Raw genomic sequence first — 25,074 nt, 5'->3', positions numbered from 1 at the left:
ATTACATATCATACAATCAACTGTGATGCATGTCAATAGTTAATTGTTCACTTCTACTATATGCGGGGGACTAGAGGCATCTTTGTTCATATTTGGCGGAACGCTTAAACAGTCAGCATCTCGGCGGCTTAACGGTTCAGCAAACTTCCCACATATCGCAGCAGTTCGTTGGCGCATACGGGACAATAGCCATGCTCGTCGATCAACTGCTGCGACACCTCATTGATCCGCCGCAGCTGCTGTTCGTTCGGCGTCTTCGTCGTCGTTGTCAGCTTCACGATATCTTTCAGGTCAGCGAACAGTTTCTTCTCGATCGCTTCCCGCAGCCGTTCATGACTGCTGTAATCGAATTTCTTGCCCTTGCGCGAATAAGTCGAGATGCGGATCAAGATTTCTTCGCGGAAGGCCTTCTTCGCATTCTCCGAGATGCCGATCTGCTCCTCAATCGATCGCATCAGCCGTTCATCAGGATCCAATTCCTCGCCGGTCAGCGGGTCCTTGATCTTCGTCCAGTTGCAGTAAGCTTCGATGTTATCGACATAATTCTCAAACAGCGTCTTCGCCGACTCCTCGAAGGAATAGACAAAGGCCTTCTGCACTTCCTTCTTCGCGATCTCATCGTATTCCTTGCGCGCGATGGCGATGAAGTTCAGATAGCGATCCCGGTCTTCCTTGGTGATGGCCGGGTGCTGATCCAATCCATCCTTCAGCGAGCGCAGGACATCGAGGGCGTTGATGCAGGGGGCATCGTGCCGGATCAATGCGCTGGAGATGCGGTTCACGACATAGCGCGGATCGATCCCGCTCATCCCCTCATCGGGATATTCCTGCTGCATCTCTTTAAGATCGGCGTCCTTGAACCCCTCCACGGCTTCCCCGTCATACATCCGCATCTTCTTGATCAGGTCCATGCCTTGTTTCTTGGATTCCTTCAGCCGTGTTAAGATCGAGAAGATGCTCGCCGTCCGCAGCGTATGCGGTGCGATGTGAATATGCTGCATATCGCTCTGCTGGATCAACTTCGCATAGATCTTCTCCTCTTCGGATACGCGCAGATTGTAGGGGATAGGCATGACGATCATCCGCGACTGCAGGGCTTCATTCTTCTTGTTGCTGATAAAAGCTCGATACTCCGCTTCGTTCGTGTGGGCGATGATCAGCTCATCAGCCGAGATCAGCGCGAACCTTCCCGCCTTAAAATTCCCCTCCTGGGTTAATGACAGCAGGTTCCATAGAAACTTCTCATCGCATTTGAGCATCTCCTGGAATTCCATAACCCCCCGGTTCGCCTTGTTCAGTTCGCCGTCGAAGCGGTACGCCCGCGGGTCAGATTCGCTGCCGTATTCCGTGATCGTGGAGAAGTCGATGCTGCCCGTGAGATCAGCGATATCCTGCGACTTCGGATCGGAGGGGCTGAAGGTTCCGATGCCGATGCGCTTATCCTCCGACAGGAGGATGCGTTCCACGGCAACGTTCTCGATCTCACCGCCGTATTCCGTCTCCAACATCATCTGACAAGCAGGACACAGATTTCCTTCGATCTTCACTCCCAGCTCTTGCTCGATCTCGGGCCTCAGCTCCGCCGGCACCAGATGCAGCGGCTCTTCATGCATCGGACATCCTTTGATCGCATACAGTGCCCCCTCGTCGGTTCTGGAGTAACGCTCCAGCCCCCGCTTGAGCATCGTGACGATCGTGGACTTCCCGCCGCTCACCGGACCCATGAGCAGCAAGATGCGCTTGCGCACATCCAGCCTTCTAGCAGCGGAATGAAAATATTCCTCCACCAGCTTCTCAATGGTTCTGTCTAATCCGAAGATCCCTTCTTCGAAGAACAGGTACTTCTTGCGGCCGTCCTCCTCGCGGATTCCATGCCAAGCTATCATATCGTAGACGCGCGCATGCGCTGTCCGTGCCACCCGCGGGTTATTGCGAACGATCTCGACATAATCACGAAACGTCCCCGTCCACTGAAGCTTCTCTTCTTCTGCTCGATGCTGAGAGATACGTTCGAAGATATCCATAGCTGCCTCCTTCCCAAGCACTTGGGTTCGCAGTAATGTGAAGTATTCATAACGTACTAATACCTATGCAGAGGAGGAGGAGATGTTTCCGAATTCACACAAAAATGGAGCCCGAAATACACCTTTCCGGGCTCCCAGCCAAGGGCTATGACTGCTCACGACGGCGGGCATCATCCGGCTTCAACCGGCCTGCTCTTCGCAAAGCATCCCGCAGCAAGAACTCGATGTGCGCATTGACACTTCGGAACTCATCCGCTGCCCAGCGCTCCAGCGCCTCGTATACGATCGGATCTAAGCGGAGTGGATATTGTTTCTTCCTGGACATCTTCTTAATCCTTCATCAATACAAGCTTCCTGTATTAATGACCGGCTGCGCTCCCCGATCGGATACGATGGCGACAAGCAAGTTGTTGATCATGTTCGCCTTGCGTTCCTCATCAAGCGGCAGCACGCCTTTTCGCTCAAGCTGAGCAATCGCCTCTTCCACCATGCCCACCGCACCTTCCACGATCGTCTGACGGGCGGCTACGATCGCAGCGGCCTGTTGACGCTGCAGCATCGCAGCGGCGATCTCCGTGGAATAAGCCAGGTGCGTTAGACGTGCCTCCAGCACTTCCACACCGGCGACTTTAAGCCGCTCCTGCACGTTCTCCGTCAGACGTGCAGCGATCTCCTCTGTATGGCCGCGCAGCGAGTAGATCTCGCGGTCGAAGCCGTCATACGGGTACTGGCTGGCGATATTGCGCAGGGCGGTCTCGCTCTGGATCTCAACATAGGTTTGGTAATCGTCGACATCGAACAGCGCCTTCGCCGAATCCGTCACGCGGAAGACGACAACGGCAGCGATCTCGATCGGATTGCCGTCCAGGTCGTTGACCTTCAGCGTGCTGCTGTTGAAATTCCGCACGCGGAGAGAGATCTTCTTCCGTTCCGTCAACGGAATGGTCAGCCACAGTCCGTTACGCCGAATACTGCCGACATACCGGCCGAAGAACGTCATGACGACGGCCTGATTCGGATGGACCATCGTGATACCGGTGCTTAGCAGAACGGCGATCGCCAGCAGAGGAATAGCGATCACGAATGTTTCTTGGACCATATAATAAATGCCCACACCCGCAAAAGCGAGCACCAACACAATGCCAAGGAATCCGTTTAGCAGGAATACAGGTTTGCGTTCTGTCATATGAAGCCCTCCAATCACATCATTTGAATATCATTTCTATATCATTATGATATCACTTTTGAATAAATATGGCAATACATTTTTTGTACTTCCGTATCATTTGACAAAAAAATCGAGGGTACTCCAACGTGGAGTTCCCTCGATTAGACACGATCGTACCGGCTCATTAACCGATGCTTCGCATTTACACGTTTAATAGCTGTTTTGGATCCGCAGGACAGTCACGGAATGGGCCGGGAACACATACTCAAACCGGCTTCCCAGACCGCTGACGGCGATTTCCTGCGGCACCACATTCTCCGGCTGTTCTAAAGTGTTCTCCGCCGCCGGATCGGCTTGCAGGACGATGGCCCGCCCCGCCGCAGCGATCTTCCCCTTCCCTTCGATCTCCACCGCGCTGGGCAGATCCTCAGCTGATACGTTGACGACTTTCAGGATGAGTTCCGAAGCATCCTCATCATAAGTGCTGACACTGAACAAGGGGCCGCCCGTGCTTTCTTCCCATTCATGGATCAATGCATCGTTTAAGTAGCATCTCACCATACCGCCCCTGATCTCCACGCGAATATCATACCACTGACCGGTGATGACGCCCTGCGAGACCGAATGGCTGACGATGGTCTTCACGCCGCCCGTCGCTTTCTCCACCGCCGTGACCGTGTTGTTCCAGCCGCCGATATTCCACCAATAGAAGTGATCCGGGTCCTGTACGGCAAAACCGATCAGCATCCCCTCATGACCGCCGGTCTTCCTGGCGCGAAGCGACAGGGTGTAATCGCTCCAGTCCTGACCTTGCTGCAAGTAGAGACGCACGTCCGCATCCAGCGAGGATTGCTTCAGCACACCGTTCTCTGCCCGCCAGTTGCCGCTCGCCGGCGACCAAACCTCTAAGCTGTTGTCCTCGGAGAAATCCGCGCTGAACAGCACTTCTCCTTCCGCATCCGTTACCATCACGTCATCGTATTCCACCTGCGTCATCCAGCTGCCGAGCAGGATCGAACCGCGCACCGCAGAAGGCGACGGCACCGGTTGTTCCGCTGTGATCTCCGTGGGCAGGATATAATGGCCGACATGATTGCTGAACATATGCTGGACATAATAGCTCGGCGTGCCGTACACCCGGGATTGATCAAACCAGATCAGATTCGGCTGCCACTGGGTATAGCCGTGACGGCCGAACAGCGGGGCATAGGCAGCCATCGCCACGATGTCGGAGTTGCGCTCCAGGCCGGTCATGAAGGCCGCTTCCGCCAGCGCGGCTTCCATGTTGTTGCGCCGTCCCACGCCGTGCGCCGCATATTCTCCGACGAAGACCTTCGGCCCATGGCGATCAAATTTGTCATAACGATCAGCTTGGCTGAGGAACCATTCCGGCGCTTGATACATATGCTCATCGACGAGATCCGCGGGATTCCCGTTCCCGGCAAGCCATGCATAAGCTTCATGGTAGGCCATATCATTCGGGAAGGCGCCGGCGCTGAAGATCAGCTGGATATCCGGATACTCCGCCTTGATCGCATCATAGATCATCTTATAGCGGGTGTAGTAGTTCGTCCCCCAAAGCTCGTTGCCGATGGCGAGATACTTCAGGTTGAAGGGCTCTGGATGCCCGTTCTCCGCCCGCTTCGCCGCCCATTCGCTCGTCTCTGGATCGCCGTTCGCATATTCGATCAGATCCAGGGCATGATCGATGTACTCCTGCATCTCAGAGAGCGGCACCATCGGCGGCTGGCCGTGGCAGGAAGTGATCCCCGCATAGATGACCGGCAGCGGCTCTGCACCGAGATCCTCTGCCAGCAGGAAATATTCATGGAACCCAAGGCCGAAGGATTGATAGTAATTGGGCGCCCATTGGTTAGGCTGGACTTTCCGTTCTGCCACATCGCCGATCGTATTTTTCCAGCGGTAGTGATTCCCGATGGAACCCCCTTCAACGATGCACCCGCCCGGGAAGCGCAGGAACTTCGGGTTCAGATCCGCCAGCATCTGCGCCAGATCCTCGCGCAGCCCGTTCTTACGTCCCTTCCATGTATGCTGCGGGAACAGGGAGATCATATCCAGCGACACGGTGCCGGGCTTCACTGCCAGGACGGTCAGCTTCGCTTGCTCGCTCGTCGCCTCCGCTGTGATCGTACAGCCGTATTGCTGCCATTCGCCGCTTACGATCGAGATCTCGCACGCACCGATCTCCGTATCATCCCGCTCACGCAAGGAGACGGCGAGCAGCTGCTCACCGCCCTGATCCACCCTGCCGTAGAGCGTCAGATCATAAGCTTTCCCCGCCTCGACATACATGCCTCCGTAGCCGCTGTTCGATACGCCTAGTCCGCCGAGCTCTGCTTGGATGACGAGGTAGCGGGGATTGTTCTCACTCAGCGGTGCTTCGCCGGCGGTCGTCACCCTGCCGGCGGCGCCGTCTTCCGTCACATGCCGCCAGCTGTAGAGCGGGTTCCCGAATTCGAAGGAGCGGTTCTGTACCATCTCCGCATACAACCCGCCGTCGCCGGCGTAGTTGATATCTTCATAGAAGATTCCATACAGCGTCTCACTCACCTGCCGGGATCGGTCATCTGCCTGGATGCGGATCGTATACGCCGGTCCGTCCAGCGGCCGCTCCGCTCTTTGCTCCAGTTCATCAGCCGGCTGCTCCTGAACGTTCGGCCGTTCTGCAGCATCCGCTGGGGTTCCCTTTTGCTCAGCATTCCGCACCGCCAGCATGATCAGCGCGACGAGCAAGATAACGATTGCTGCCGCGGAAGCGGCGGCAATTCGTAATCTGCGATTCGTCATACCGTTTCCCTCCCAGATTCTTACCACCCCGATGCAGCATCAGTCGCTCTAAGCATCTTCATCATTCGCCGGCGATTCCCGTGCGCTCCACGCTTTCTACGAAGTGCCGCTGGGCAGCCAGATACAAGATCAGCATCGGCAGGATGGTGATGACGACGCCTGCCATGATCTGATTCATCAAGTTCGATGTGCCGCCGATCACCGCAGAAGCGGACATCACCTGCTGCATCTGAGCCATCGAAGCGGTCCGCACGCCGTTGAAGTTAGCGAGCAGCTGGGACAGATTATAGTGTTCCGGACTTTGCAGGAAGATGCTCGGATAGAAGACATCGCTCCAATGCCACACGACGGAGAACAGGAACACAACGAGCAGCGCCGGCTTCGCCAGCGGCAGCATGATCGTGAAGTAGGTGCGGAAGGGCCCCGCACCGTCGATCCTCGCTGCCTCCTCCAACACCGCGGGCAACCTGCGGAAGAACTGGATGAAGATGAGGACGAACAGCGCTCCCCTTAACCCATGCCCCATAGCAGCCGGGATGAAGAAGGGTAGGTAAGTGTTGATCATATCCAGATCGCTATAGAAGATGAACAGCGGCACCACGATCGTCTGCGGCGGCACCAGGAAGGTGAAGATGAGCAGCGTCATCCAGATGCCGTAGCCCGGAAAACGGTATCTGGCGAATCCATATCCGACCAACGCACAGCTGAACATCTGCAGCAAGGCGCTGCCCAAGGCGATGAAGATACTGTTGCGAAAACCCTGCCAATACTTCATGTGCTCGAAGGCCAAGGCATAGTTGCTGAAATCCAGCTGCTTCGGAATCCACTGCACCGTCGCATCCGAGATATCCGAGAACATCATGAAGGACTGCGAAACCATGAACAGCAGCGGATACAGGAAGATGAACGACAAGCTCAAGAGCAAAAGATACAGCAAAGTATTGCGAACGATGATCGCTCCCCGTTTCTGCAGCGTAGCAGCGATGTGCTTCGCCTTCGGGTCCTGCTTCCAAATATCGATCCGGTGTGTGAACTGCGTGATCGTTCTCTCCAGCGGCGCGATCATCCTAACCCCTCCTCTCCTCGGCATTGGTCAATCCTTTGCGGAACAACAAGAAGATCAAACCGATGATGATGAAGATCAGCACGAAGTAGATCCAGCCCATCGCCGACCCATAGCCGTAGTCCGCGTTGGTTCCGAATACCCTCACGATGATATGGTTCATCATATGGTTATTCGGATTCGTGAAGGAGTTCACGATGGAGTACAAGGTGTTCACGAAGATCATCGGCATCATCATCGGGAAGGTAATCTTCCAGAAGCTCTCCCAGCCCGTCGCCCCGTCGCACTTCGCTGCTTCATAGAGGGCGGGGGAGATCGTCTGCAGACCCGCCAGGAAGATGAGGATCTGCACGCCGGAATCCCACATCACAAGCAGCAGCTGGTCTGCAAACTCAAGCAGCGGGATGAGGATCGATCTCGGGAAGAAATCATTCAGCGCGAAGATCAGATCGCTCTGCGAGAACACCGGAATCTGCGCCGCTCCTTGCTCCAAGAGTTCCCGCAGAACCGCTCCGGAGGCGATGATGACCGGCAGGAAGAAGATCCCGCGGAAGGCGGTGCGGCCGACGAACTTCTGGTTCAGCAAGAGAGCGCTGAACATCGCGAAGATCAGGATCAGCGGCACCGAATACAGCATCTGTACGACCGTATCCCTCAGCAGAGGCAGGAAGTTCACATCCCGCGTGAAAGCGGAGATGTAATGGTACGCGCCGGCATATTCGGCGATCAATCCCTGTCCTGACGGCTGCAGATGATGCAGGGAATAATAGATGGAACGTCCGAGCGGCACCGCCATGAAGAGCATGAATCCGAGGATCCATAAGCTGATGAAAAGATAGCCTTCCACAGCGTTGCGCCGCCGCATATTCAGTCTGAAGAACCTCTTCACCGTCATCGGCCTCCTTCCAAGATCAAGTACCCATAAGCATCGATGCGGTGGCCGTCCGCTTCCGCTGGTCTGTGACCGTAGTTCACCATCACTTGGATGCCGTTCGCATAAGTGGTGCGGTACACCCAGCGGCTCAAGCGCTCATGGGCGGTGATCGGCTGATCGTAGGTCGCTTCATACAGCTCCATGAGCTTCCGATATTCCTCGATCGACGATTCGAACCACAGCTTCCATTCGGAGCTGAACAGTCCATCGGCCATCGTGCGCTGCAACCGCTGCGTCGGTTCATAGGTCAGCTCATAGCTGGGCATCGCTCCGTACTCCAGCTTGCGCAGGAACATCACCCGCGGATCATCTTCGAGGTTGGTCGGAGCGGCCGAGTAAGGAATATAGCCGTGCAGGACAATCTGATAGAAGGGCACCGCTTCGTCAAGATAGGTAAAGTGACTGTGATCCATCGGAATCTTATCGATGCGGTCAACATGCCCCAGCACGTAAGCATGGCCGTAATCCACCGCCGCGCCGCCGACCTCCTCGCGGAACAGGTCAAGCACTTGCAGCCAGATGCGCTTCGTCTCTTCCCGCGTCGTCCAGTTTCGCGGATCCTGATCCGAATACAGGGTATCTCCCATGTACTGCAGATGGACGCCGCTGATGTCAAGCTTCACATACTGATTCAGTTCCTTCGCAATATGATGGTCGAACACCCGCTTAGGCTTCAGCAGGTGGAACAATTCCGAGAAATTATTAAAACGCGAGGATACATAATAGTTGTAGCTGGCCTGCGGCTCTTTTTTGATCCCGTAGACGGCATCGCGCTTCGCCTTATATGATCCCGTATCCTCGAAGGGCCGCACATAGTTGGCCTTCAGGTACAGCTTCACTCCCCTCTCCTGCGCATAGGCGGCTAACTCCTCCAGCCCTTTGTAACCGCCCAGCTGGGAGGCTGCCGGGAAATGCTTCGGCTGCGTACCGTACACCCCGTTCTTCGTCCAGCCGTCGATGGTAATCTCGAGGCGCTTGATCCCTCTGGAATGATATTCATCGATCATCGCCTTAACCTGTTCGAAGGTCGTCATCGGGATGAAGGTCTTGCCCAGAACGTCATAGCGCAGGATCCCTGCGAAGATGTGCAGCTGCAGCGGCATCTCCGGTTCCACCAAGCGCTCCAGGCCCTGATGTTCGATCAGATGTTGGCGATAAGCTTCGGCCATGCCGACATAGTGCGCATCCTCATCCTGCAGCAGGATAAACTCGATGCGGCGGTCTCCGCCGATCATCCGTCCTTGATACAGGGGGATCTCGCCGGAGTTGCCGATGAAGATGATGTCATCATTCCGGTAGATAAACTCCGCCGATACGCGGTACAGCTGGATATTGCGGATCCCTGCCGGGATCGCGTTGATCTTGGCATCATGATCCCCCTCGGTCACGATACCGAGGAAACCCGTCCCATCTGCATACAAGCCGTATACGGGCAGCGCGATCTTCTCCTTCGGATTCATCGCCAGCCGCCACTCGGGATACAGCATCTCATGCGAACTGCGCAGGAAGACCGGATCGCTGCCGTAGATATATTCCGAGTACGTGTTGAAGTTCTGCATCCGCTGCGGCTTGATGTGCATCAGCGCTCCCGAACCGTCGGGAACAAATACCGCTCCTTCCTGCCAAGGCAGCGCTGCATGGAAGAAGGGCAGCACCTCGATGCTTACAAGCCGCGAAGTCCCTTGTTCCTGCACCGATTCAAAGGGAATCGTCGCCGCCAGCCCCTTCTCCGTCAGCTCGTATTCCACAGCGAAGGAGATCCCATGGTTCGCGAAGGTGAAGTGTGCGCGAACGCCGCCGTCGATCAGCTCCATCGTCATCTCATTCTCGCTGTCCTGCAGCGAATACGTCTGACTTGTTTCCGTCCCCTGCGTATATTTGATATGGACCGGAGCCTGGACGAACTTCACATTGTTGGGAGGGGTATTCACATCCATCGGCGGCGCGCCGTGCCATTCCCGCTTCGTCTGTTTGTCCACGATGCGCACATTCAGCGTGGCTTCATCCACGTATAATTCGAAACGCTCGTTTTCCGCCGCCTTCTTGCCAATCAGCGGCTCCGTCAGCTCCGGGAGCGCATCCTCGGAATGGGCAGCAGATGTTGCTGCTGCGGGCGATGTCTCCGCACCCGCATCCGAATCCGCACCTGAAGATTCCTCAGATGCCTCTGACTTCGCCGCGTCCTCGCTCTGCATAGATGCCTCGTCTGCCGCTGCTTCTGCCGATTCGGATGCAGCAGGCTGCTCAATCTCAGCCGAGGCTTCGGCCGCCGCATCAGCCGCTCTAGAGGCGTGCTCTGCATCCGCTTCACCTTCCATCGCATTCAGATAGATGCTGCTTGAACCGAGGAGCAGGACGACGATGAGTCCATAGACCAGCCATTCCTTAATCTTGCTTCTCAATACGCACCCCTCCCTCTACATCCTGAAGTTGATCTCTTGGAAGAGATTGAAGATAAATTGCACGAACTCATCGATCAAGCCGTATAAGATGATGCCGACGAACCAGATGATGAAGACGCCGATCAGCGTCAGCACCGTGATCCAGAACACCTTGCCGATCTCAAAATCGTGCAGGATTTTCACTTTGATGAGCATAAGCAGGATGACCCACACGAAGATCGCACTTAACAGAAGTTCATAGGCAGAGCTCTCATCGAGGGATAAGAGATTCGTCAGCATCGTCACGGGTACGATGAAGACGATATAAGGCACCAAGGCATATGCGCTGCCAACGGCGATCTCCTTGAACTTCCCTTCGCCGTCCAAGATCGTGCTGACCGCCCAGTTCGACACCGACCAAGTGATCCACGGCACGCTGATCCAGATAAACTCATAGACGAACGAAATCTCATGCGCTTCCCGTGTCGTAAAGGCATACCCGGTCACCAAGATCGAGATCATCCGTGCGGCGAAGGCCAGCAGGATGAGCAGGATCGCATGGGACCATCGCGCCATGCCGGGAGCTTGCAGATCATAATAGAAATCATTGGGATGGCGAAGCACCTTTCGCATCATGCGCCATGCACTCATCCCGCCTCACCTTCCTTCGTCAGGGCAGCTTGCCGGACAGATCGCCCCGCTCCAAGCCTGCTTCTGTTGCCGAGCGCCCGGCGCAGCCTGCGTATCAGCCGCGGCAGTAGGAAGCGAAGCACGAGGAATAGTCCCGCCGCTGCAGCGAACAAGATCTCGAAGTGCTCCCGCATCATCTCTTTGCGATATTCCTTGAAGGCGGCAGAATACTCCGCCTTATTCCTTGCCAGACGGAAATATTCCATCGCTTCTTTGTAGCGTTCGGCTTTGTACAACGCCTTGCCGATCGCATTGTAGGCCATATCGTAGTTGGCGTTGTACCTGAGCACCTCATGCCACAGCTGCTCTGCCTCGGTATAGCGCCCCTCGACATACAGCTCGGACGCCTGATGGACGAGGGCGCCAAAGGGCGTCGTACGGAACCGGTCTACGCGGTGGCGGGAGGAATCGGCGATATAGATCGTGCCGTCGGACGTCTGATCGATGGCGCTGACGGTCTTGAACAGGCCGTTCTGTTCCCCCGTTCCGCCGAAGATGAAGAGCAGGTTCCCGAGTTTGTCATACTGGAACGCCTTGTTCGTGTTCTGATCAATCGCCGTGATGATGCCTTTACTGTCCACGGTGATATCGACGAAGATCGGCAGATCGAACGGTCCGGAGTAATAGTAATCCCCGTAGTAAACAGCGCCTTGATTCAGCGTATCGACGCCGACCGGGGACAGGCGCTTGATCTGATTCACTTCTCCGCCCATCGTTGTCGTGTAGATGAAGCCCTCTTCATCTTGATACAAGTTCGAGATCTCCAGCGGCCGTTCGGATACGATCTGCGCACGTTGTTCCTCCGTGGCGAACCACCTGAGCAGGAGCCTCGTCCAGTTGAAGGATACGCGGTTGCCGCCGAAGTAGCTTTCGAATTCTCCGTTCTGCGAGATCTGCAGCAGCCCGTTCGTCGTGCCGTTGCTGACGACGAACAGGTACCCCCGCTTATCGACAATCAGCTTGGCCGGTGAATACACGAAATTCGCGCCGAGCAACGGACTCTCTGGTTCCGGAAGTTCCCGCAGGAAGCTTCCGTCCGGTTGGAAGATGGCGATTCGCTTGTTGTTGGTATCCGCCACGTATACCATACCGTCCTCCGTAACGAATACCCCCTTCGGGCCGCTTAACTTGCCCGGCCCTTCCTCATCGCCGTAGACCCGGATGAGGTGGAAATCCTCATCCAACATCAGGATCCGGTTATTGCCCGTATCGGCGATATAGAGCCGGTCCGATGCATCGATGAAGATGTCCTCGGGACCGTTCAGAGGCCCCGTCTCCCCATCGAGTCCGTCCCAGGAATCATGGTAAAGATAGCCGTTGATCGAACGAACATCGTCATTGAGATTGTTGTAGATATACCCTTCATAGGGATTCGCCGCGTAAGCCGCTGCAGGGAGCAGGAGAGACAGTATGAGCAGCAGGACAGCGCTGCGCTTTGCCATTCGCATCGATACCTTCACCCGTCCTTCCCCCTATTCCTTCAGCCCGGAGTGGGCCATGGTCTGCAGCACCATGCGCTGGGTGATGATGAAGACGAGGATCGTCGGGATGATCATCAAGAGACTTGCCGCTGCCAGAGTTCCCACCCTGGCGATCACGCCGGCTCCGCCGCCGATGGTCTGCACCGCGACGGGGAGGGATTTCATATGCTCCTTCGTCGTGTAAACCATGGACGGATACGGATCATTCCAAGCATTGATGAAGGAGAACAAAGCAAATGTCGCGATCGCGGGTTTCAGAAGCGGCATGATGATCACCCAGAAGATCCGCCATTCGGATGCGCCGTCGATCCGCGCCGCTTCCAGCAGAGCATCCGGGATCTGTCTCAGAAACTGCGTCATCAGGAACATCCCGACAGGAGCCGCCAGATAGGGCAGGATCATCGCCAGATACGTGTTCATCAGACCGACCTGACTGATCAACAGGTACTGCGGGATCTGCAGCACCAACGGTGAGAACATGAGGGAGGTGACGATCAAGTTAAAGATCGCCGGACCGAACCTCATCTTATGTTTCGCCAGCGGATAAGCAGCCAGCGCCGAGATGAACACGCCGCCCAGCACGATGCCCGTCGTGACGACGATGCTGTTGAAGATGAAACGTGTGAACGGCACCGTCGACGTGCTCGTTACAAGCAGCAAGTGATAGAAGTTCACGAGCGTCGGATTCTCCACGAAGAAGCGCGGCGGGAACAGGAACAGCTCATTGATCGGCTTGAACGCATTGGACACCAGATAGACCAGCGGCGCCAACATGAGCAATCCAAGCACCGTAAGGAACAGATACAGGAAAACGTCGCCCCACTTCACCCTTCTGGTGATCCTCTTCATATTCATGGCCTAATCCCTCCCCAACCAGCGGAAGATGAGACGGTTAAGTCCGAGCATCATCAGGAACAAGACCACGGCGATGGCCGAAGCATAACCCATCTCAAATTTGATGAAGGCATAGTCGTACAAGTGGGTCAAAATCGTATGACCTGCGTACAGCGGGCTGGGCAAGCCGACGAGCTGCACGCTGACATCGAAGACCTGCAAGGAGAATACCACCTGCATGACGGCGCCGAACAGAAGCTGCGGCTTCACCGCCGGAATCGTGATATAGATCAGCTCCTGCCAGCGGTATTTGACCCCGTCGATCGCGCCGGCCTCGTACAGATCCTTGGGCACATTCTGCAGTCCCGCCAAGAAGGCGAGGAAGCCGATCCCCATGCTCATCCACAGGGAGACGATGATGATCACCGGCACGATGGAATCCACGTTCTGCAAGAACAAGTAAGGTTCATCTAAGATACCAAGCTGCATGAGAAAATAATTCAGCAGCCCCTTGCTGTCGCCGGCGAACAGATACTGCCAGACCACTGCCATCGCCACCGCGCTCGTAATCGAGGGTGTATAGAAACACAGCGTGTAGAAGAAGCGGTATTGCTGCGGGATCTGACTGATCAGCCAGGCCAGCAGGAAGGACAGGATGTAACCCACGGGCCCGGTGATCACAGCGAACTTCAGCGTCGTGCCGATCGCCTGCAGGAAGATATCATCATCAACGAACAGCAGGCGGTAATTGGAAGCCCCGATCCAGCGCGGAGGCTCCAAGATGTTGTAATAGGTGAAGCTGAGATAGATCGACACGATGACCGGAATGACGATAAAAAAGGTGAACAGGATGAGGAACGGCAGCACGAACAGATACGACACCCATTCCCGCTTCAGATCCGCCCAGATCTCCGCCAGCTTCCGGCCGAGGTCAAACCTGGGACGGCGAAGTTCAGCCGCGGCAGTATGCGTCTCGGTATTCATGATGCACCCATCCTTTCCCGGCTCGATGCCTGCATCTTCGGGTCATCCAGACCGAATTCTTCCCGTTTCTTGCGAAGTTCCTTATTGATCTCCTTCACACCTTCCTCGATCGCCTCCCGCGGCAGCTTGCCGTTCAGCACGATCTCGTTCCAGATATTCGCAATGTGGCGGGTGGTATAATATCCCCCTAACACCACTTCACGCTCGCGGAACCACTCCCATTGCTCGAGGATGGCATCGATGTCCGATTGCTGCCAAGGCAGGCGTTTCAGTGCTTCGACATTAGCCGTATTCCATCTCGCTTCTACGCCGAGCAGGGATTCAAGCTCCGTGCCGAACCGTTCCTGAACATCCGCACTCGTCCACCATTTGAGGAACTGCCAGGCCTCCTCTTTCATCTTCGTATCCTTGAAGATCACCGCCGTCTGGGCCATCCCTCCGGTAGAACGATCGATCCTGCCATCCTCTTTCCGCACGCCGGGCATCGGCAGCATCTTCCACCAGCCCGTCAGCTCCGGCGCCGCCGTGGACAGCAGCACATAGGTGCTGTAGTCCGCCACGCCGATCGGCATCTCACCGGTGCGGAAGCGGTTGTAGAAGTCCGCTTGCTTGGCGATCTTATAGTTCGTGAACAGTCCTGTCCAAGTTTTAAATGCCTCGAAGGCCTCCTGTGAATCCAGAGCGGAATACCGCCCGCCGTCCCGGTAGAACTCCCCGCCGTACTGGAACAAGAAGGGGGCGAATTCATTGATCGCGGCCTGGGTGTTGTTCGGCGCATGGGGATAATAGAAGTCCATGCCGTTCTGATGGAGGATCGGGATGATCTCCATGACTTCATCCCAAGTCTCGGGGATCTTATCCTCCGTGATACCGAGTTCTTCCATGATATCGATCCGATAGAATAGCATATAGAAGTTCTGGTTCTCCGGCAGAGCATAGTCGCCGCCGTTATACTTGTACGGGATCAGCGCCCCGGGCCGGAACCGCTGAGCGACCTCCTCATAATCCGGGAACTCATTGAGATTCACCAGCCCGCCCCGGATCGCGAAATCGATCGGATATTCCCCTTCCACACCAAGCGCTACATCCGGAGCGATATTGGCCGTCTGAGCGAGCAGCAGCACCTGCATCTCCCCCGCCGGCACCGTGTTCACATTGACTTTGATATTCGTCGTCGGCGTGAAGTCCTCATCGATCAGCTGCTTGATGATCTCAACCCAATCGCGGCCGCGGGCCACCCAGACTTCCAGCACCTGTTCGTCGTCATCATACACATTCCCCACGCCGTTATAGTCCCGCGTGAAGGACCGGAAGAAATCATAGAACATCGTGCCTACGCGGGCGATCAGCGGGGCCTGGGCCGGCGGCCAGTCCATGTCCGGGGACTTGACGATCAAGTAATCAAGCAGCAGTGCTTGATTCACCATGCTGTTGATCCAGTTGCCAAGGGCGGCCTGCTGATCGTTCAGCGCCTGCAGACGCGCGGGGATCGTCTCCACATTCTCGGCCATGTCCAGCAGGCGGTCCCGGGCCTCATACAACGGGCTCACCTGTGCGCTGTTCTTCTCTAAGCCGAATTCATAGAGCTTCTTGATCCCGTCATCCAGCGCCCTTGCCATCGTATGCAGACGAGGCACCAAGTTCGGGATATTCTGCTCCAGCTTCCAGTCCCTGTTCGGATCCGGGTTCGTTCCCGTCACCTTCAGCACCTCTCTTGAGAGCAGCGACATCTCCGTCGTCACATCGGTGACCATCTCGAAGACTTCGCCCAATGTGCCGATCTGCACTTCCATGCGCAGCCGATGCTTGCCCGCTTCCAGATAGAATAAGTAATCCTCTTCCTCCGTGCCGAATCGCTTGATCTGCAGCGCCTGTTTATAGGGGAAGACGACCTCGTTCATCTCCCGGAAGGGCAGCTCGCCGTCGATCGTCACCATCCGCTGCACCGGCGCCCCGTCGAGGTACCATTGCCCGAAGCGGACGCCGAGGTTGTAGAGCCCCGTCGCCGGCACTTCAAACTCCCATTCCGCCCACTGGGTCCCCCGCTTCCAGTTCAACCCGCCGAAGGCGTTCAAGACGATCGCATCCCAGTTGAAGGGTTCCGTCGCCGGTTCGCGTTCCTCGATGCGCTTCAGCGTCGGGTCCGAACGCAGAATCGCATCTTCCATCTGGAAATGTTGATAGAACCCGCTCGTCGGCTTCGCGCCCATCTCCTCATAACGCGCGAGCACATCCTCATAAGTTGGGATCACGCGCGGCGAGAAGATATGGAGGGATTTGATCGCTGCAGGTTCACGCACCGCCTGGATGCGAATCGTATGCTCTCCTTTGCTCAGATAGAAGCGGAAGGGTTCGGACACCTTGGCTTCCCCATCGCGGAAGTCCCGGTACTGCCATCCGAACACCTCTTCGCGGCGGGGGTTGAACTCATTGCCCTGGTTGTCGTACCACGGTTCTCCGACCTCTTGCCACATCCGCGGGAACTCCAGCTTCTTCGCTTGGTAGAAGGGGAATGCCCCGTCGATCTGAACATTCCTCACCACGCTGGAGCGCTTGCCGCTGAGTGCATAATAGGTCATCCCCATCTGATAGAATCCATCCCGCGGAATGTCCACCTTGTACTCCACCCAACTGTCCTCATCGATCAGCGCCAGGAAAGGTCCCGCTTCTCCGCCAAGATCCCGTTCCAATCGGGTTCCCGTATCGCTGATTGCCGCATATTCCACGGCTGGCAGCACGATCTCCACGCCCTCCGTGTCCACCGCTCCTTCTTCCGCCATGCGGGCGTAATATTTAAGATAAGACGGCTCCAATAAACTTCTGACATCCGTCCCTGCAAGGGTCGAACCGAGGTCGATGTCATCGTATATGGGAATGTCAGCCATAGCTTGATCATCATAACCTCGCGAGGCATTCCATAAGAGGAAGCCTGCCGTGAGCAGCGCGATCATCGCTATAGAAACTGCATACTTGCGTAGCAAACGTAACATGGCGAATGGCCCCCTATGTCATGCGGGATAGATACCTGAATCCTCATCCTGGGTTCAAGGTTCCATGCGGGCCGCAGCAGCTGCCGGCCATTCATGCGTGTTACAGCGCGTCTCATGAATGTCGACAGCCGGGCGCAACCGCATGAGGGAATGAACAGCAAACCGAAGAGACTGTCCTGCACAGCTGTAAGAAGAACTCAAGCATTTTAGGACACTCTCTTCGGAGAGATACGGTCGATCTAACGATCAGGAGTCTGCCGAATGATCAGTTGATCGTCAGTGTGCTCTAATGCTCAACTTATTGACTCAATTCATTGCGCAGTTTCTCGATCTCCGGTCCGAGTACCGTCATGATATCTTCTTCAATCTGCTGCAAAGCTGCCCGCGGTTCCGTATAGTTGTCAAAGGCGGTCAGGATGCCGGGCAGCCAGATGTCCGAATAGGCGATGCTGTCGAGGCGAGTCAGTCGTTTCGGGCGAATCGTATCCGCCAGCGTGGAATAGAACTCGATGTCGCGCTGACCGCCCAGGAAGCTGTTCGTGCTGTTGATGTACCAATCTTTCTCCCAGATATGCTTGTATCCGGACTGGATGGAATAACGCTCTGAGGAGAAGATCTTCCACGCTTCTTCGGACAAGTTCATCCACTCGATGAAGGCATAGGCCGCTTCCTTGTTCTTGCTCTGCGCCGGGATCACGAAGCTGGAACCGCCCATTCCGCCGTTGATGCCGAGCGGCATGCGCGTCACGCGCCACTTGCCTGCTTGCTCCGGCAGCCAGGTCGACAGTTCGCGCGCCCCGAAAGATCCGAGGACGATGATCGGCAGTTTGCCCTGTTCGAGATATTGCTGTCCCTCTTCAGAATAGATCGTAAGTTCAGCGGATAGTCCGAGCTGCTGTCCGCGCAAGGAAGTCTCCATCAGGCTGACCAGCTCGTCGTTGTTGCGCTGCCACTCCAGATTCGAATTGAAGTAGCCGTATTGGTTCGCTGCCCACTGCACCGGCAGGTCACGCCATTCAAGCAGGAAGCGTCCGTCGGCTTTCAGCGCTTCACCGAGCCGGATCCAGTTGTCACGATCTTGGATGTACTCGCCGAACTCCGCGGGTTCCGATGGGAAGCCCAGCTGTTCGATGATGTCATGGCGGTAATAGGTCACACCGGGCGTGATATCCCACGGCATGCCGTACAGATGCTTGCCGTCCACGGAATGCCAGCGCTCGAAGTTATAGTCCGGGATCAGTTCCTTGAGTCGTCCGGCATTATACGGTTCTTCCAGCAGGTCCACCAGCATGCCGCCATAGTTGTAGCGGCCGAATTGCCCTTCCTCCACCAGTGCGATATCCGGAGCACCCGTGCCTGCTGCCAGCGCATTCTGCAGCGTATCATGCATCTCACCAAATTCGATCTCGACGATGTTCACCTTGATGTTCGGATACACCTTGTTGAACTCCGGCAGCAGGTCATTGAAGACCGGGTTGCCGATCAAGAAGCTCCACATCGTGATCTCGCCGGAAGTATTCGTATCAATGGCAAATTCAAAGAGCGCTTCTTCCGCGGCATGCTGTCCGGAATCATTCTGCTGCGATTGTTCATTTTGCGGTTTTGTTTGATTCGATGAATCACCGCCGTTGTCAGCTTCGCCTCCTCCGCCCCCTGTGCAAGCAGCCAGCAAGGAAACGCTGAGGATCATCACCAGTAATACTCGCCAGATTTTCATCATGTTTATTACCCTCCCCTATGGTCTAAACAAAGGTTAATATTTAGGTTAAAATAACCTCATGTAAACGCTATCATACTTCTGTAAAAACACCCCCTGAAACCTATAACCAGCCGGTATTATTTTTTCTTTCCTGATATGCCCCTTCGATCTAACGTTTTTGGCAGGTTATATGATGTTAATATATTTATTAACTTATCACTATTTCTATTAATATATATAATATATACATCAATTCTATTCGTCAAGAAAAAAATCAACCTATTTTACCAGATCAAGAAGTTGGAGTAAGCAGAAGTAAAGAATCATTGTCATAAAAGGGGAAAGGATATGAGCAAGCGGCACAAAAAAAGCCTCGCACCCGGTTTAGCGGGCGGAGGCATCCGTTCGCAGCTGCTAACACTGGTTCGGACCTTCATCGCGGGCATGCAGGAAAGCTTGCAGCGCTTCATCGGCATCATCTTCTGAACGCTGCATCGACTGAGATCTTTCCGCGGGAGCTTGCTCGGCGCTCTGTTTCAGATCCCGCTTCTTAAGTTCATGCTCTTCTTGATTATTCATGGGAGTCATCATGTACACCATCCTAATCGCTTAGTCGGTTCCATCCATTATCATTACCGCATTAAGCAGTTCTATGCGAGAGGCTGGAAGAAGTTTCTATCGATCTCCGGATCAAGCCCAAAACCCCAAAACCGCACCCTCGATCAAGAGCTTGATCCTAAAAATCGCACAAAAATCCGAAATCATCAGTATTCTCGAAACGCCCTTTGCTTTGTGCAAGGTCTTATGTATAATGTGAGTATACTAAAGGGTGATATATATCACGGATTCATGACGATCCAGGCTAAGGAATTGGAGGTTATGGATGATGACACCGGTGTTCTGGCTTGTGATGTCGGTCATCGTGCTGCTCGTCGGCTCGATCCTAACGGGCGGCTTTAATGATGATCTGACCAAGGGGCTGTAAACTCGGAACACAGCTTCAGCGGAACAAACGAAGAACCTGTCCCTTCATCATCGGCATGATGAATCGGACAGGTTCTTTGATTTATAGGGCTATAGGGCGAGCTCCTAGATCAATTTAGCTAGTTCGTCAACGCAGCCCTTGCATATGTACCGCTCACGATACTCCGCAACTTGTTCTGTAGAACCGCAAAGCACGCAGTGCGGTCTGTAACGTTCTAGAATGATATGTTCACCTTGAACTAAGATTTCTACTGGATCCCCTTCATTCATATTGAAACGTTTCCTAAGCGATTTCGGCAATACAAGTCTTCCAAGCTGGTCCACTTTACGGACGACTCCGATCGGTCTCATGTTAGTTACCCTCCTGAAGCGTTGATTTTTGGTTGGTCTGTCTGATCAAGCGAACATGTTTCTTCCTGGCACCACAGGGATATACATATCGCTGCTAGATCTAACACGAACGACCTATTTTTTTGCAACCGATAGTATACTTTCGCTTTTTGTTCCGAAATTCCTTCTTTTTTCCCTGGTTTTTTTATTCAGTTCCATGATAATTTTTCATTTCAAACCGGGAAATGACGTTTGCCGTAAGGCCTCATACAGGATAATCGCCGCCGAGTTGGCAAGGTTGAGCGAGCGCACATCACTCGTCATCGGAAGCCGCATACATCGATCCCGATGTGCTGCGATGAGGGAGTCGGGCAATCCCTTGGTTTCCTTGCCAAATACGAAAAAATCCCCTTCTTGAAAGCGAAAATCCGTATACCGTTTCTCCGCCTTGGTCGTGGCAAAATAAAAGTTGGCGCCGGGATGCCGGTCCACGACTTCTTGAAAAGAATCATAATAGGTAATCTTCACGGCAAACCAATAATCAAGGCCTGCCCGCTTCAGCGTCCGATCATCGGTGCGGAAGCCGAGAGGCCGAACAAGATGCAGATGCGTCCCGGTAGCCGCACATGTGCGCGCGATATTCCCGGTGTTAGCTGGGATCTCCGGTTCGACTAACACGATGTGAAAAGGCATGATCCTCTACTCGTCCCCTTCTAACTTTAACAATCCGTTTACGCAATCTTAATATTCGTCTGATCCTGCATCGATATAATTAGTTCAAATCATGTGTCTTATAAAGCTCAAAAGGAGCAGTCCATCATGAATAAGAAAATCCTCATCGTGGACGATGAACCTTCCATCACCACATTGCTTGAGTCCAACCTTCGCCTGGCCGGATACGAGGTGCACAGCGTGCAAGACGGTGAAGCGGTATTCCGCGCGACCCAGGACTTTCGCCCCGATCTCATCATCCTTGATCTCATGCTGCCTAAGAAAAATGGTCTCGATGTGTGTCGCAAACTGCGAGCAGACGGCAATATGGTCCCGATCATCATGCTCACTGCTCTGCAAGACACAGCAGATGTCGTGACCGGGCTCGACAGCGGTGCTGACGATTATATGAGCAAACCCTTCAGTCCGCAGGAGTTGATCTCCCGCATTCAAGCCTTATTCCGCAGATTGCAGTTGCTGCCCGGCGTCGAAGAAGAGGAGCCGATCATCATCGGTGCTCTGGAGATCCGGCCGAGTGAGCGGGAAGCACGGCTCGCAGGCGAGCGCATCGATCTTACGCCGAAAGAATATGAACTGCTTCACTTCCTCTGCCGCCACAAGGGCAAAGCCTTAAGCCGCCGCCAGCTTCTCCACGGCATCTGGGACTATCACTTCGTCAGCGACACGCGGATCGTCGATGTGCACATCAGCCACCTTCGCGATAAGATCGAGCGCGGTCATGTCCCCCAATACATCGTCACCGTGCGAGGCGTCGGCTACAAGCTGGTCGAGCCGGCAGGAGAGCGCCATAATCCCGGTCAATAAAGAAGCACCACTGAAACAAGACCGTCAGGCAATTGCCTGGACGGTCTTGAGCTTAATCAGCCGATTATCCGTGGCGCTTCTGGAAGTCGAGCATGAATTGCTGCAGTGCTTGGCAGCTTTCGTAGGGAACAGCATTGTAAGTCGATGCCCGCAGACCGCCTACACTGCGATGTCCCTTCAAACCGACGAATCCTGCAGCTTGCGATTCTTCAACGAAGCGCTTCTCCAATTCCTCATTCGCCATGCGGAACGTGATGTTCATCGGCGAACGGTATTCCGGCTTAGCAACGCCGCGGTAGAACCCGCCGCTGCCATCGATCACATCATAGATCAACTTCGCCTTCTCTTCGTTGCGCTTCTCCATAGCAGCCAGACCGCCGTTCTCCTTGATCCATTGAAGCACGAGATTCATCATGTATATGGAGTACACCGGCGGCGTATTGTAGAGCGAGTTGTTGTCGGCATGGGTGCTGTAGCGCAGCATCGTCGGCAGATGCTCGGCCGGCTGGATCAGATCCTCACGGATGATAACCACCGTCACGCCGGAAGGCCCGAGATTCTTCTGTGCACCGGCATAGATCAGTCCGAAGCGGCTGACATCCAACGGCCGGGACAGGATATCGCTGGACATATCCGCGATAAGCGGTACATCGCCCGTGTCCGGGAAGGACTTATACTGAATTCCACCGATCGTCTCATTCGAGGTGATGTGCAGATAAGCCGTTTGTTCGGATAGTTCTAGAGAGCTTAGGTCGGGGATCGTCGTGTATTGATCATCCTTGGAACTGGCAACCACCTGCACTTCACCGAGCAGTTTCGCTTCTGCCAACGCCTTCTTCGCCCAGCTGCCCGTGTCCACATAGGCAGCAGTTGTGCCTGGACGCAAGAGATTCATCGGCACCATCGCGAACTGCATACTGGCTCCGCCTTGCAAGAACAGCACTTTATAGCCTTCCGGGATCTCCAGCAGTTCTCTAAACAGCTGCTGCGTTTCCTCGTTTACACGCTCGTACTCGCGGCTGCGGTGAGAGATCTCCATGATGGACATCCCGATTCCATTGTAATCCACCAATTCTTCCTGTGCGCGCTGCAGCACTTCCAAGGGGAGGGCCGCAGGACCTGCATTGAAATTGTAAGCTCTCGTCATATGGTCTCTACACCTTTCTCCATAACTAATATGGTAATCATACCAAGTTTCCAGTATGCGTTCAATAGCAAATGCCGCTTCCAAAGATACAGAAACGGGACTGATTCCGAGGAATAAGTCCCGTCTAATACATTCACCCGTTCATTGTCTATTAAATCTATATATCACATCGCTTAATATTTTTATATTGCTTGCTCTGCTGCTCAGCAATCGTAATAAAGCGCATATTCATAGGGATGAATCCGCGTCTGAACCGCTCTTGCCTCTTCCCGTTTGATCGCGATATAGTGCTCAAGGAAGGACTTGGAGAAGACGCCGCCGGCAAGCATGAATTCATGGTCCGCTTCCAACTGGTCCAGCGCCTCTTCCAAGGATGCAGGGATGCAGCAGATCTCCGCCTTTTCCTCTGGTGTCAGCTCATAGATGTTCTTATCTACAGGACCATAGCCGAGGGCCCGCGGGTCGATCTTGCGCTTGATCCCATCCAGGCCGGCCATCAGCATAGCTGCAAAAGCGAGATAAGGATTCGCTGCAGCATCCGGTGTGCGAAACTCGATTCGCGCTCCCTTCGGCGATACAGCCGCCAGCGGAATGCGCACGGCTGCAGAACGATTGCCCTTCGAGAAGACGAGGTTCACCGGCGCCTCATAGCCGGGTACCAGACGTTTGAAGGAGTTAGTGCTCGGATTGGTCAAGGCGGTCAGCGCCGGTGCATGGTACAAGATGCCCCCGATATAATACATCGCCAGTTCGCTCATATTGCCGTAACCGCCTTTCTGATAGAAGAGCGGCTGATCGCCGTTGAAGATCGATTGGTGGGTATGCATGCCGCTGCCGTTTTCACCATGGATCGGCTTCGGCATGAAGGTGGCTGTCTTGCCCCGGCGGCGGGCGGTATTGTGAACGATGTATTTGTACTTCATCAGATTATCCGCACTCTTCACCAAGGTGTCGTAACGGAAGTTGATCTCGCATTGACCAGCCGTTGCGACTTCATGATGATGCCGCTCGACCCTTAAGCCTGCGGCGATGAGCAGACGGCTGATCTCCGAGCGAAGATCATGCAGGCTGTCAACGGGCTGGACGGGGACATAACCGCCATTATGTTTTACTTTGAAGCCAAGGTTGCCGCCTTCCTCCTGACGGCCTGTATTCCAATGGCCTTCGATGGAATCAACGCGGGCCATATAAGAGTTTTGCGTATATTCATACCGTACATCGTCGAAGACGAAGAACTCCATCTCCGGCCCGAAGTAAGCCGCAGTGCCGATCCCGGTTGCCTGCAGATACTGCTCCGCCTTCTTAGCGATCGATCGGGGATCGCGGTCGAAAACCTCACCATCCGGTGTCAGAATATCACAGAGGATGATCAGCGTGGGATGTTCAGTAAAGGGATCGATGTATGCCGTCTCCGGATCGGGAAGCATCACCATGTCGGATTCTTCAATACTGCAAAAACCCGGCAGCGATGAACCGTCAAAGGCAATTCCTTGCGCGAAGGTTTCCTCATCGACCTCGTCAGCAGGGACGGTGATATGATGCGATCTGCCAAGCAGATCAGTGAAACGAAAATCGATCCACGCAATTGCTTCTCGGTCTATTAATTCCATCACATGTTGTACGGACATAAGCTGGTTTCCTCCCTAGAATCTGAACATTCCCTCTCTGCTGTCTCGCGAATGTTCCAAGTCTCGAATAAAATCATAGACGTAATTATAAAACCGCCCTCGGGAGGACGTCAATAGTTATGTCAGGTATTTTTGAGTTCGATGTCAGATAACTTAACATGAATTGTGATTGGATATGCACAGATTGTGATTAGATGTGCGTTATGTTTTAACGTGGATTGGACTTTAACGCGCGTTGCACTTGGACATGAATTGGGCTTTAACGTGAATTGGACTTCAGTATATGGCATGCTTGAACATGAACTGGACTTTCATGTGAATTGGGCTTAGGCAGGAATTGTACACTTTAATATGGATTGTACTTAAGCATGAGTTGTTTTTTGCTATTTGGGG

Annotated in this window: 19 protein-coding genes; 1 reads left to right on the top strand and 18 read right to left on the bottom strand. The window is 54.5% G+C overall.

Annotated features, from left to right (window positions below; translation table 11 throughout):
* Positions 1–128: 128 nt before the first annotated feature.
* The 16 genes from PRECH8_RS09455 to trmL form a co-directional block, all read right to left on the bottom strand.
* Complete coding sequence (locus tag PRECH8_RS09455) at positions 129–2,024, bottom strand: PrkA family serine protein kinase (RefSeq protein WP_200966858.1); 1,896 nt, start codon at positions 2,022–2,024, stop codon at positions 129–131.
* A gap of 145 nt (positions 2,025–2,169) precedes the next feature.
* Positions 2,170–2,349 (bottom strand): type II toxin-antitoxin system antitoxin, encoded by a 180-nt coding sequence (locus PRECH8_RS09450; protein ID WP_200966857.1) that lies wholly within the window; start codon positions 2,347–2,349, stop codon positions 2,170–2,172.
* A gap of 15 nt (positions 2,350–2,364) precedes the next feature.
* Positions 2,365–3,210, bottom strand: coding sequence for an SPFH domain-containing protein (locus PRECH8_RS09445; protein WP_200966856.1), 846 nt, complete (start codon positions 3,208–3,210; stop codon positions 2,365–2,367).
* Between the two features lie 192 nt (positions 3,211–3,402).
* Entirely contained in the window at positions 3,403–6,000 is a 2,598-nt protein-coding gene (locus PRECH8_RS09440) for an alpha-L-arabinofuranosidase family protein (protein ID WP_200966855.1), read from the bottom strand.
* A gap of 61 nt (positions 6,001–6,061) precedes the next feature.
* Positions 6,062–7,066, bottom strand: coding sequence for a carbohydrate ABC transporter permease (locus tag PRECH8_RS09435; protein WP_200966854.1), 1,005 nt, complete (start codon positions 7,064–7,066; stop codon positions 6,062–6,064).
* A 1-nt stretch (position 7,067) separates the two neighbouring features.
* On the bottom strand, positions 7,068–7,952 hold the full coding sequence (locus PRECH8_RS09430) for a carbohydrate ABC transporter permease (protein ID WP_200966853.1): 885 nt from the start codon (positions 7,950–7,952) through the stop codon (positions 7,068–7,070).
* A gap of 2 nt (positions 7,953–7,954) precedes the next feature.
* Entirely contained in the window at positions 7,955–10,399 is a 2,445-nt protein-coding gene (locus PRECH8_RS09425; protein WP_200966852.1) for a DUF5696 domain-containing protein, read from the bottom strand.
* Positions 10,400–10,414: 15 nt separating this feature from the next.
* The gene (locus PRECH8_RS09420; RefSeq protein WP_200966851.1) at positions 10,415–11,029 is read right to left on the bottom strand and encodes a YIP1 family protein; all 615 of its coding nucleotides are present in this window, start codon (positions 11,027–11,029) and stop codon (positions 10,415–10,417) included.
* A complete protein-coding gene (locus PRECH8_RS09415; protein ID WP_200966850.1) occupies positions 11,026–12,528 on the bottom strand; it encodes a hypothetical protein in 1,503 nt (500 codons plus the stop codon). Before PRECH8_RS09415 ends, PRECH8_RS09420 begins: the two co-directional genes overlap by 4 nt.
* A gap of 12 nt (positions 12,529–12,540) precedes the next feature.
* Positions 12,541–13,404, bottom strand: a complete 864-nt coding sequence (locus tag PRECH8_RS09410; RefSeq protein WP_200966849.1) for a carbohydrate ABC transporter permease — start codon at positions 13,402–13,404, stop codon at positions 12,541–12,543.
* A 3-nt stretch (positions 13,405–13,407) separates the two neighbouring features.
* On the bottom strand, positions 13,408–14,367 hold the full coding sequence (locus PRECH8_RS09405; RefSeq protein ID WP_200966848.1) for a carbohydrate ABC transporter permease: 960 nt from the start codon (positions 14,365–14,367) through the stop codon (positions 13,408–13,410).
* Positions 14,364–17,357, bottom strand: a complete 2,994-nt coding sequence (locus PRECH8_RS09400; protein WP_200966847.1) for an extracellular solute-binding protein — start codon at positions 17,355–17,357, stop codon at positions 14,364–14,366. The genes PRECH8_RS09405 and PRECH8_RS09400 overlap by 4 nt, the downstream gene beginning before the upstream one ends.
* Before the next feature lie 298 nt (positions 17,358–17,655).
* The gene (locus tag PRECH8_RS09395; RefSeq protein ID WP_200966846.1) at positions 17,656–19,077 is read right to left on the bottom strand and encodes an ABC transporter substrate-binding protein; all 1,422 of its coding nucleotides are present in this window, start codon (positions 19,075–19,077) and stop codon (positions 17,656–17,658) included.
* Between the two features lie 393 nt (positions 19,078–19,470).
* Positions 19,471–19,644, bottom strand: coding sequence for a hypothetical protein (locus PRECH8_RS09390; protein ID WP_200966845.1), 174 nt, complete (start codon positions 19,642–19,644; stop codon positions 19,471–19,473).
* Positions 19,645–20,145: 501 nt separating this feature from the next.
* Positions 20,146–20,391, bottom strand: coding sequence for an AbrB/MazE/SpoVT family DNA-binding domain-containing protein (locus PRECH8_RS09385; protein WP_200966844.1), 246 nt, complete (start codon positions 20,389–20,391; stop codon positions 20,146–20,148).
* Between the two features lie 207 nt (positions 20,392–20,598).
* Complete coding sequence (gene trmL / locus PRECH8_RS09380; RefSeq protein WP_200966843.1) at positions 20,599–21,063, bottom strand: tRNA (uridine(34)/cytosine(34)/5-carboxymethylaminomethyluridine(34)-2'-O)-methyltransferase TrmL; 465 nt, start codon at positions 21,061–21,063, stop codon at positions 20,599–20,601.
* Positions 21,064–21,189: 126 nt separating this feature from the next.
* On the opposite strand from trmL, the gene PRECH8_RS09375 reads away from it, so the two are divergent.
* On the top strand, positions 21,190–21,906 hold the full coding sequence (locus PRECH8_RS09375; protein WP_200966842.1) for a response regulator: 717 nt from the start codon (positions 21,190–21,192) through the stop codon (positions 21,904–21,906).
* 64 nt (positions 21,907–21,970) lie between these two features.
* Here the strand turns inward: PRECH8_RS09375 and serC are convergent, their stop codons facing one another.
* Together serC and glnA are read right to left on the bottom strand one after the other, a co-directional pair.
* On the bottom strand, positions 21,971–23,053 hold the full coding sequence (serC, locus tag PRECH8_RS09370) for a 3-phosphoserine/phosphohydroxythreonine transaminase (RefSeq protein WP_200966841.1): 1,083 nt from the start codon (positions 23,051–23,053) through the stop codon (positions 21,971–21,973).
* A 203-nt stretch (positions 23,054–23,256) separates the two neighbouring features.
* Positions 23,257–24,681 (bottom strand): type I glutamate--ammonia ligase, encoded by a 1,425-nt coding sequence (gene glnA / locus PRECH8_RS09365; protein WP_200966840.1) that lies wholly within the window; start codon positions 24,679–24,681, stop codon positions 23,257–23,259.
* Positions 24,682–25,074 lie beyond the last annotated feature (393 nt).

The organism is Insulibacter thermoxylanivorax (assembly GCF_015472005.1).
Lineage (GTDB): Bacteria > Bacillota > Bacilli > Paenibacillales > DA-C8 > Insulibacter > Insulibacter thermoxylanivorax.
The sequence above is the reverse complement of the archived record's forward strand: the minus strand, read 5'-3'. Positions and strand labels throughout refer to the sequence as shown.

Excerpts from the sequence above, each read along its gene's own strand:
- PRECH8_RS09395 (WP_200966846.1), bottom strand. The coding sequence starts at position 19,077 with ATGATGAAAATCTGGCGAGTATTACTGGTGATGATCCTCAGCGTTTCC.
- PRECH8_RS09400 (WP_200966847.1), bottom strand. The coding sequence starts at position 17,357 with ATGTTACGTTTGCTACGCAAGTATGCAGTTTCTATAGCGATGATCGCG.
- PRECH8_RS09445 (WP_200966856.1), bottom strand. The coding sequence starts at position 3,210 with ATGACAGAACGCAAACCTGTATTCCTGCTAAACGGATTCCTTGGCATT.
- PRECH8_RS09455 (WP_200966858.1), bottom strand. The coding sequence starts at position 2,024 with ATGGATATCTTCGAACGTATCTCTCAGCATCGAGCAGAAGAAGAGAAG.
- PRECH8_RS09420 (WP_200966851.1), bottom strand. The coding sequence starts at position 11,029 with ATGAGTGCATGGCGCATGATGCGAAAGGTGCTTCGCCATCCCAATGAT.
- PRECH8_RS09450 (WP_200966857.1), bottom strand. The coding sequence starts at position 2,349 with ATGTCCAGGAAGAAACAATATCCACTCCGCTTAGATCCGATCGTATAC.
- serC (WP_200966841.1), bottom strand. The coding sequence starts at position 23,053 with ATGACGAGAGCTTACAATTTCAATGCAGGTCCTGCGGCCCTCCCCTTG.
- trmL (WP_200966843.1), bottom strand. The coding sequence starts at position 21,063 with ATGCCTTTTCACATCGTGTTAGTCGAACCGGAGATCCCAGCTAACACC.
- PRECH8_RS09385 (WP_200966844.1), bottom strand. The coding sequence starts at position 20,391 with ATGAGACCGATCGGAGTCGTCCGTAAAGTGGACCAGCTTGGAAGACTT.
- PRECH8_RS09410 (WP_200966849.1), bottom strand. The coding sequence starts at position 13,404 with ATGAATATGAAGAGGATCACCAGAAGGGTGAAGTGGGGCGACGTTTTC.
- PRECH8_RS09390 (WP_200966845.1), bottom strand. The coding sequence starts at position 19,644 with ATGACTCCCATGAATAATCAAGAAGAGCATGAACTTAAGAAGCGGGAT.
- PRECH8_RS09405 (WP_200966848.1), bottom strand. The coding sequence starts at position 14,367 with ATGAATACCGAGACGCATACTGCCGCGGCTGAACTTCGCCGTCCCAGG.
- PRECH8_RS09435 (WP_200966854.1), bottom strand. The coding sequence starts at position 7,066 with ATGATCGCGCCGCTGGAGAGAACGATCACGCAGTTCACACACCGGATC.
- glnA (WP_200966840.1), bottom strand. The coding sequence starts at position 24,681 with ATGTCCGTACAACATGTGATGGAATTAATAGACCGAGAAGCAATTGCG.
- PRECH8_RS09440 (WP_200966855.1), bottom strand. The coding sequence starts at position 6,000 with ATGACGAATCGCAGATTACGAATTGCCGCCGCTTCCGCGGCAGCAATC.
- PRECH8_RS09375 (WP_200966842.1), top strand. The coding sequence starts at position 21,190 with ATGAATAAGAAAATCCTCATCGTGGACGATGAACCTTCCATCACCACA.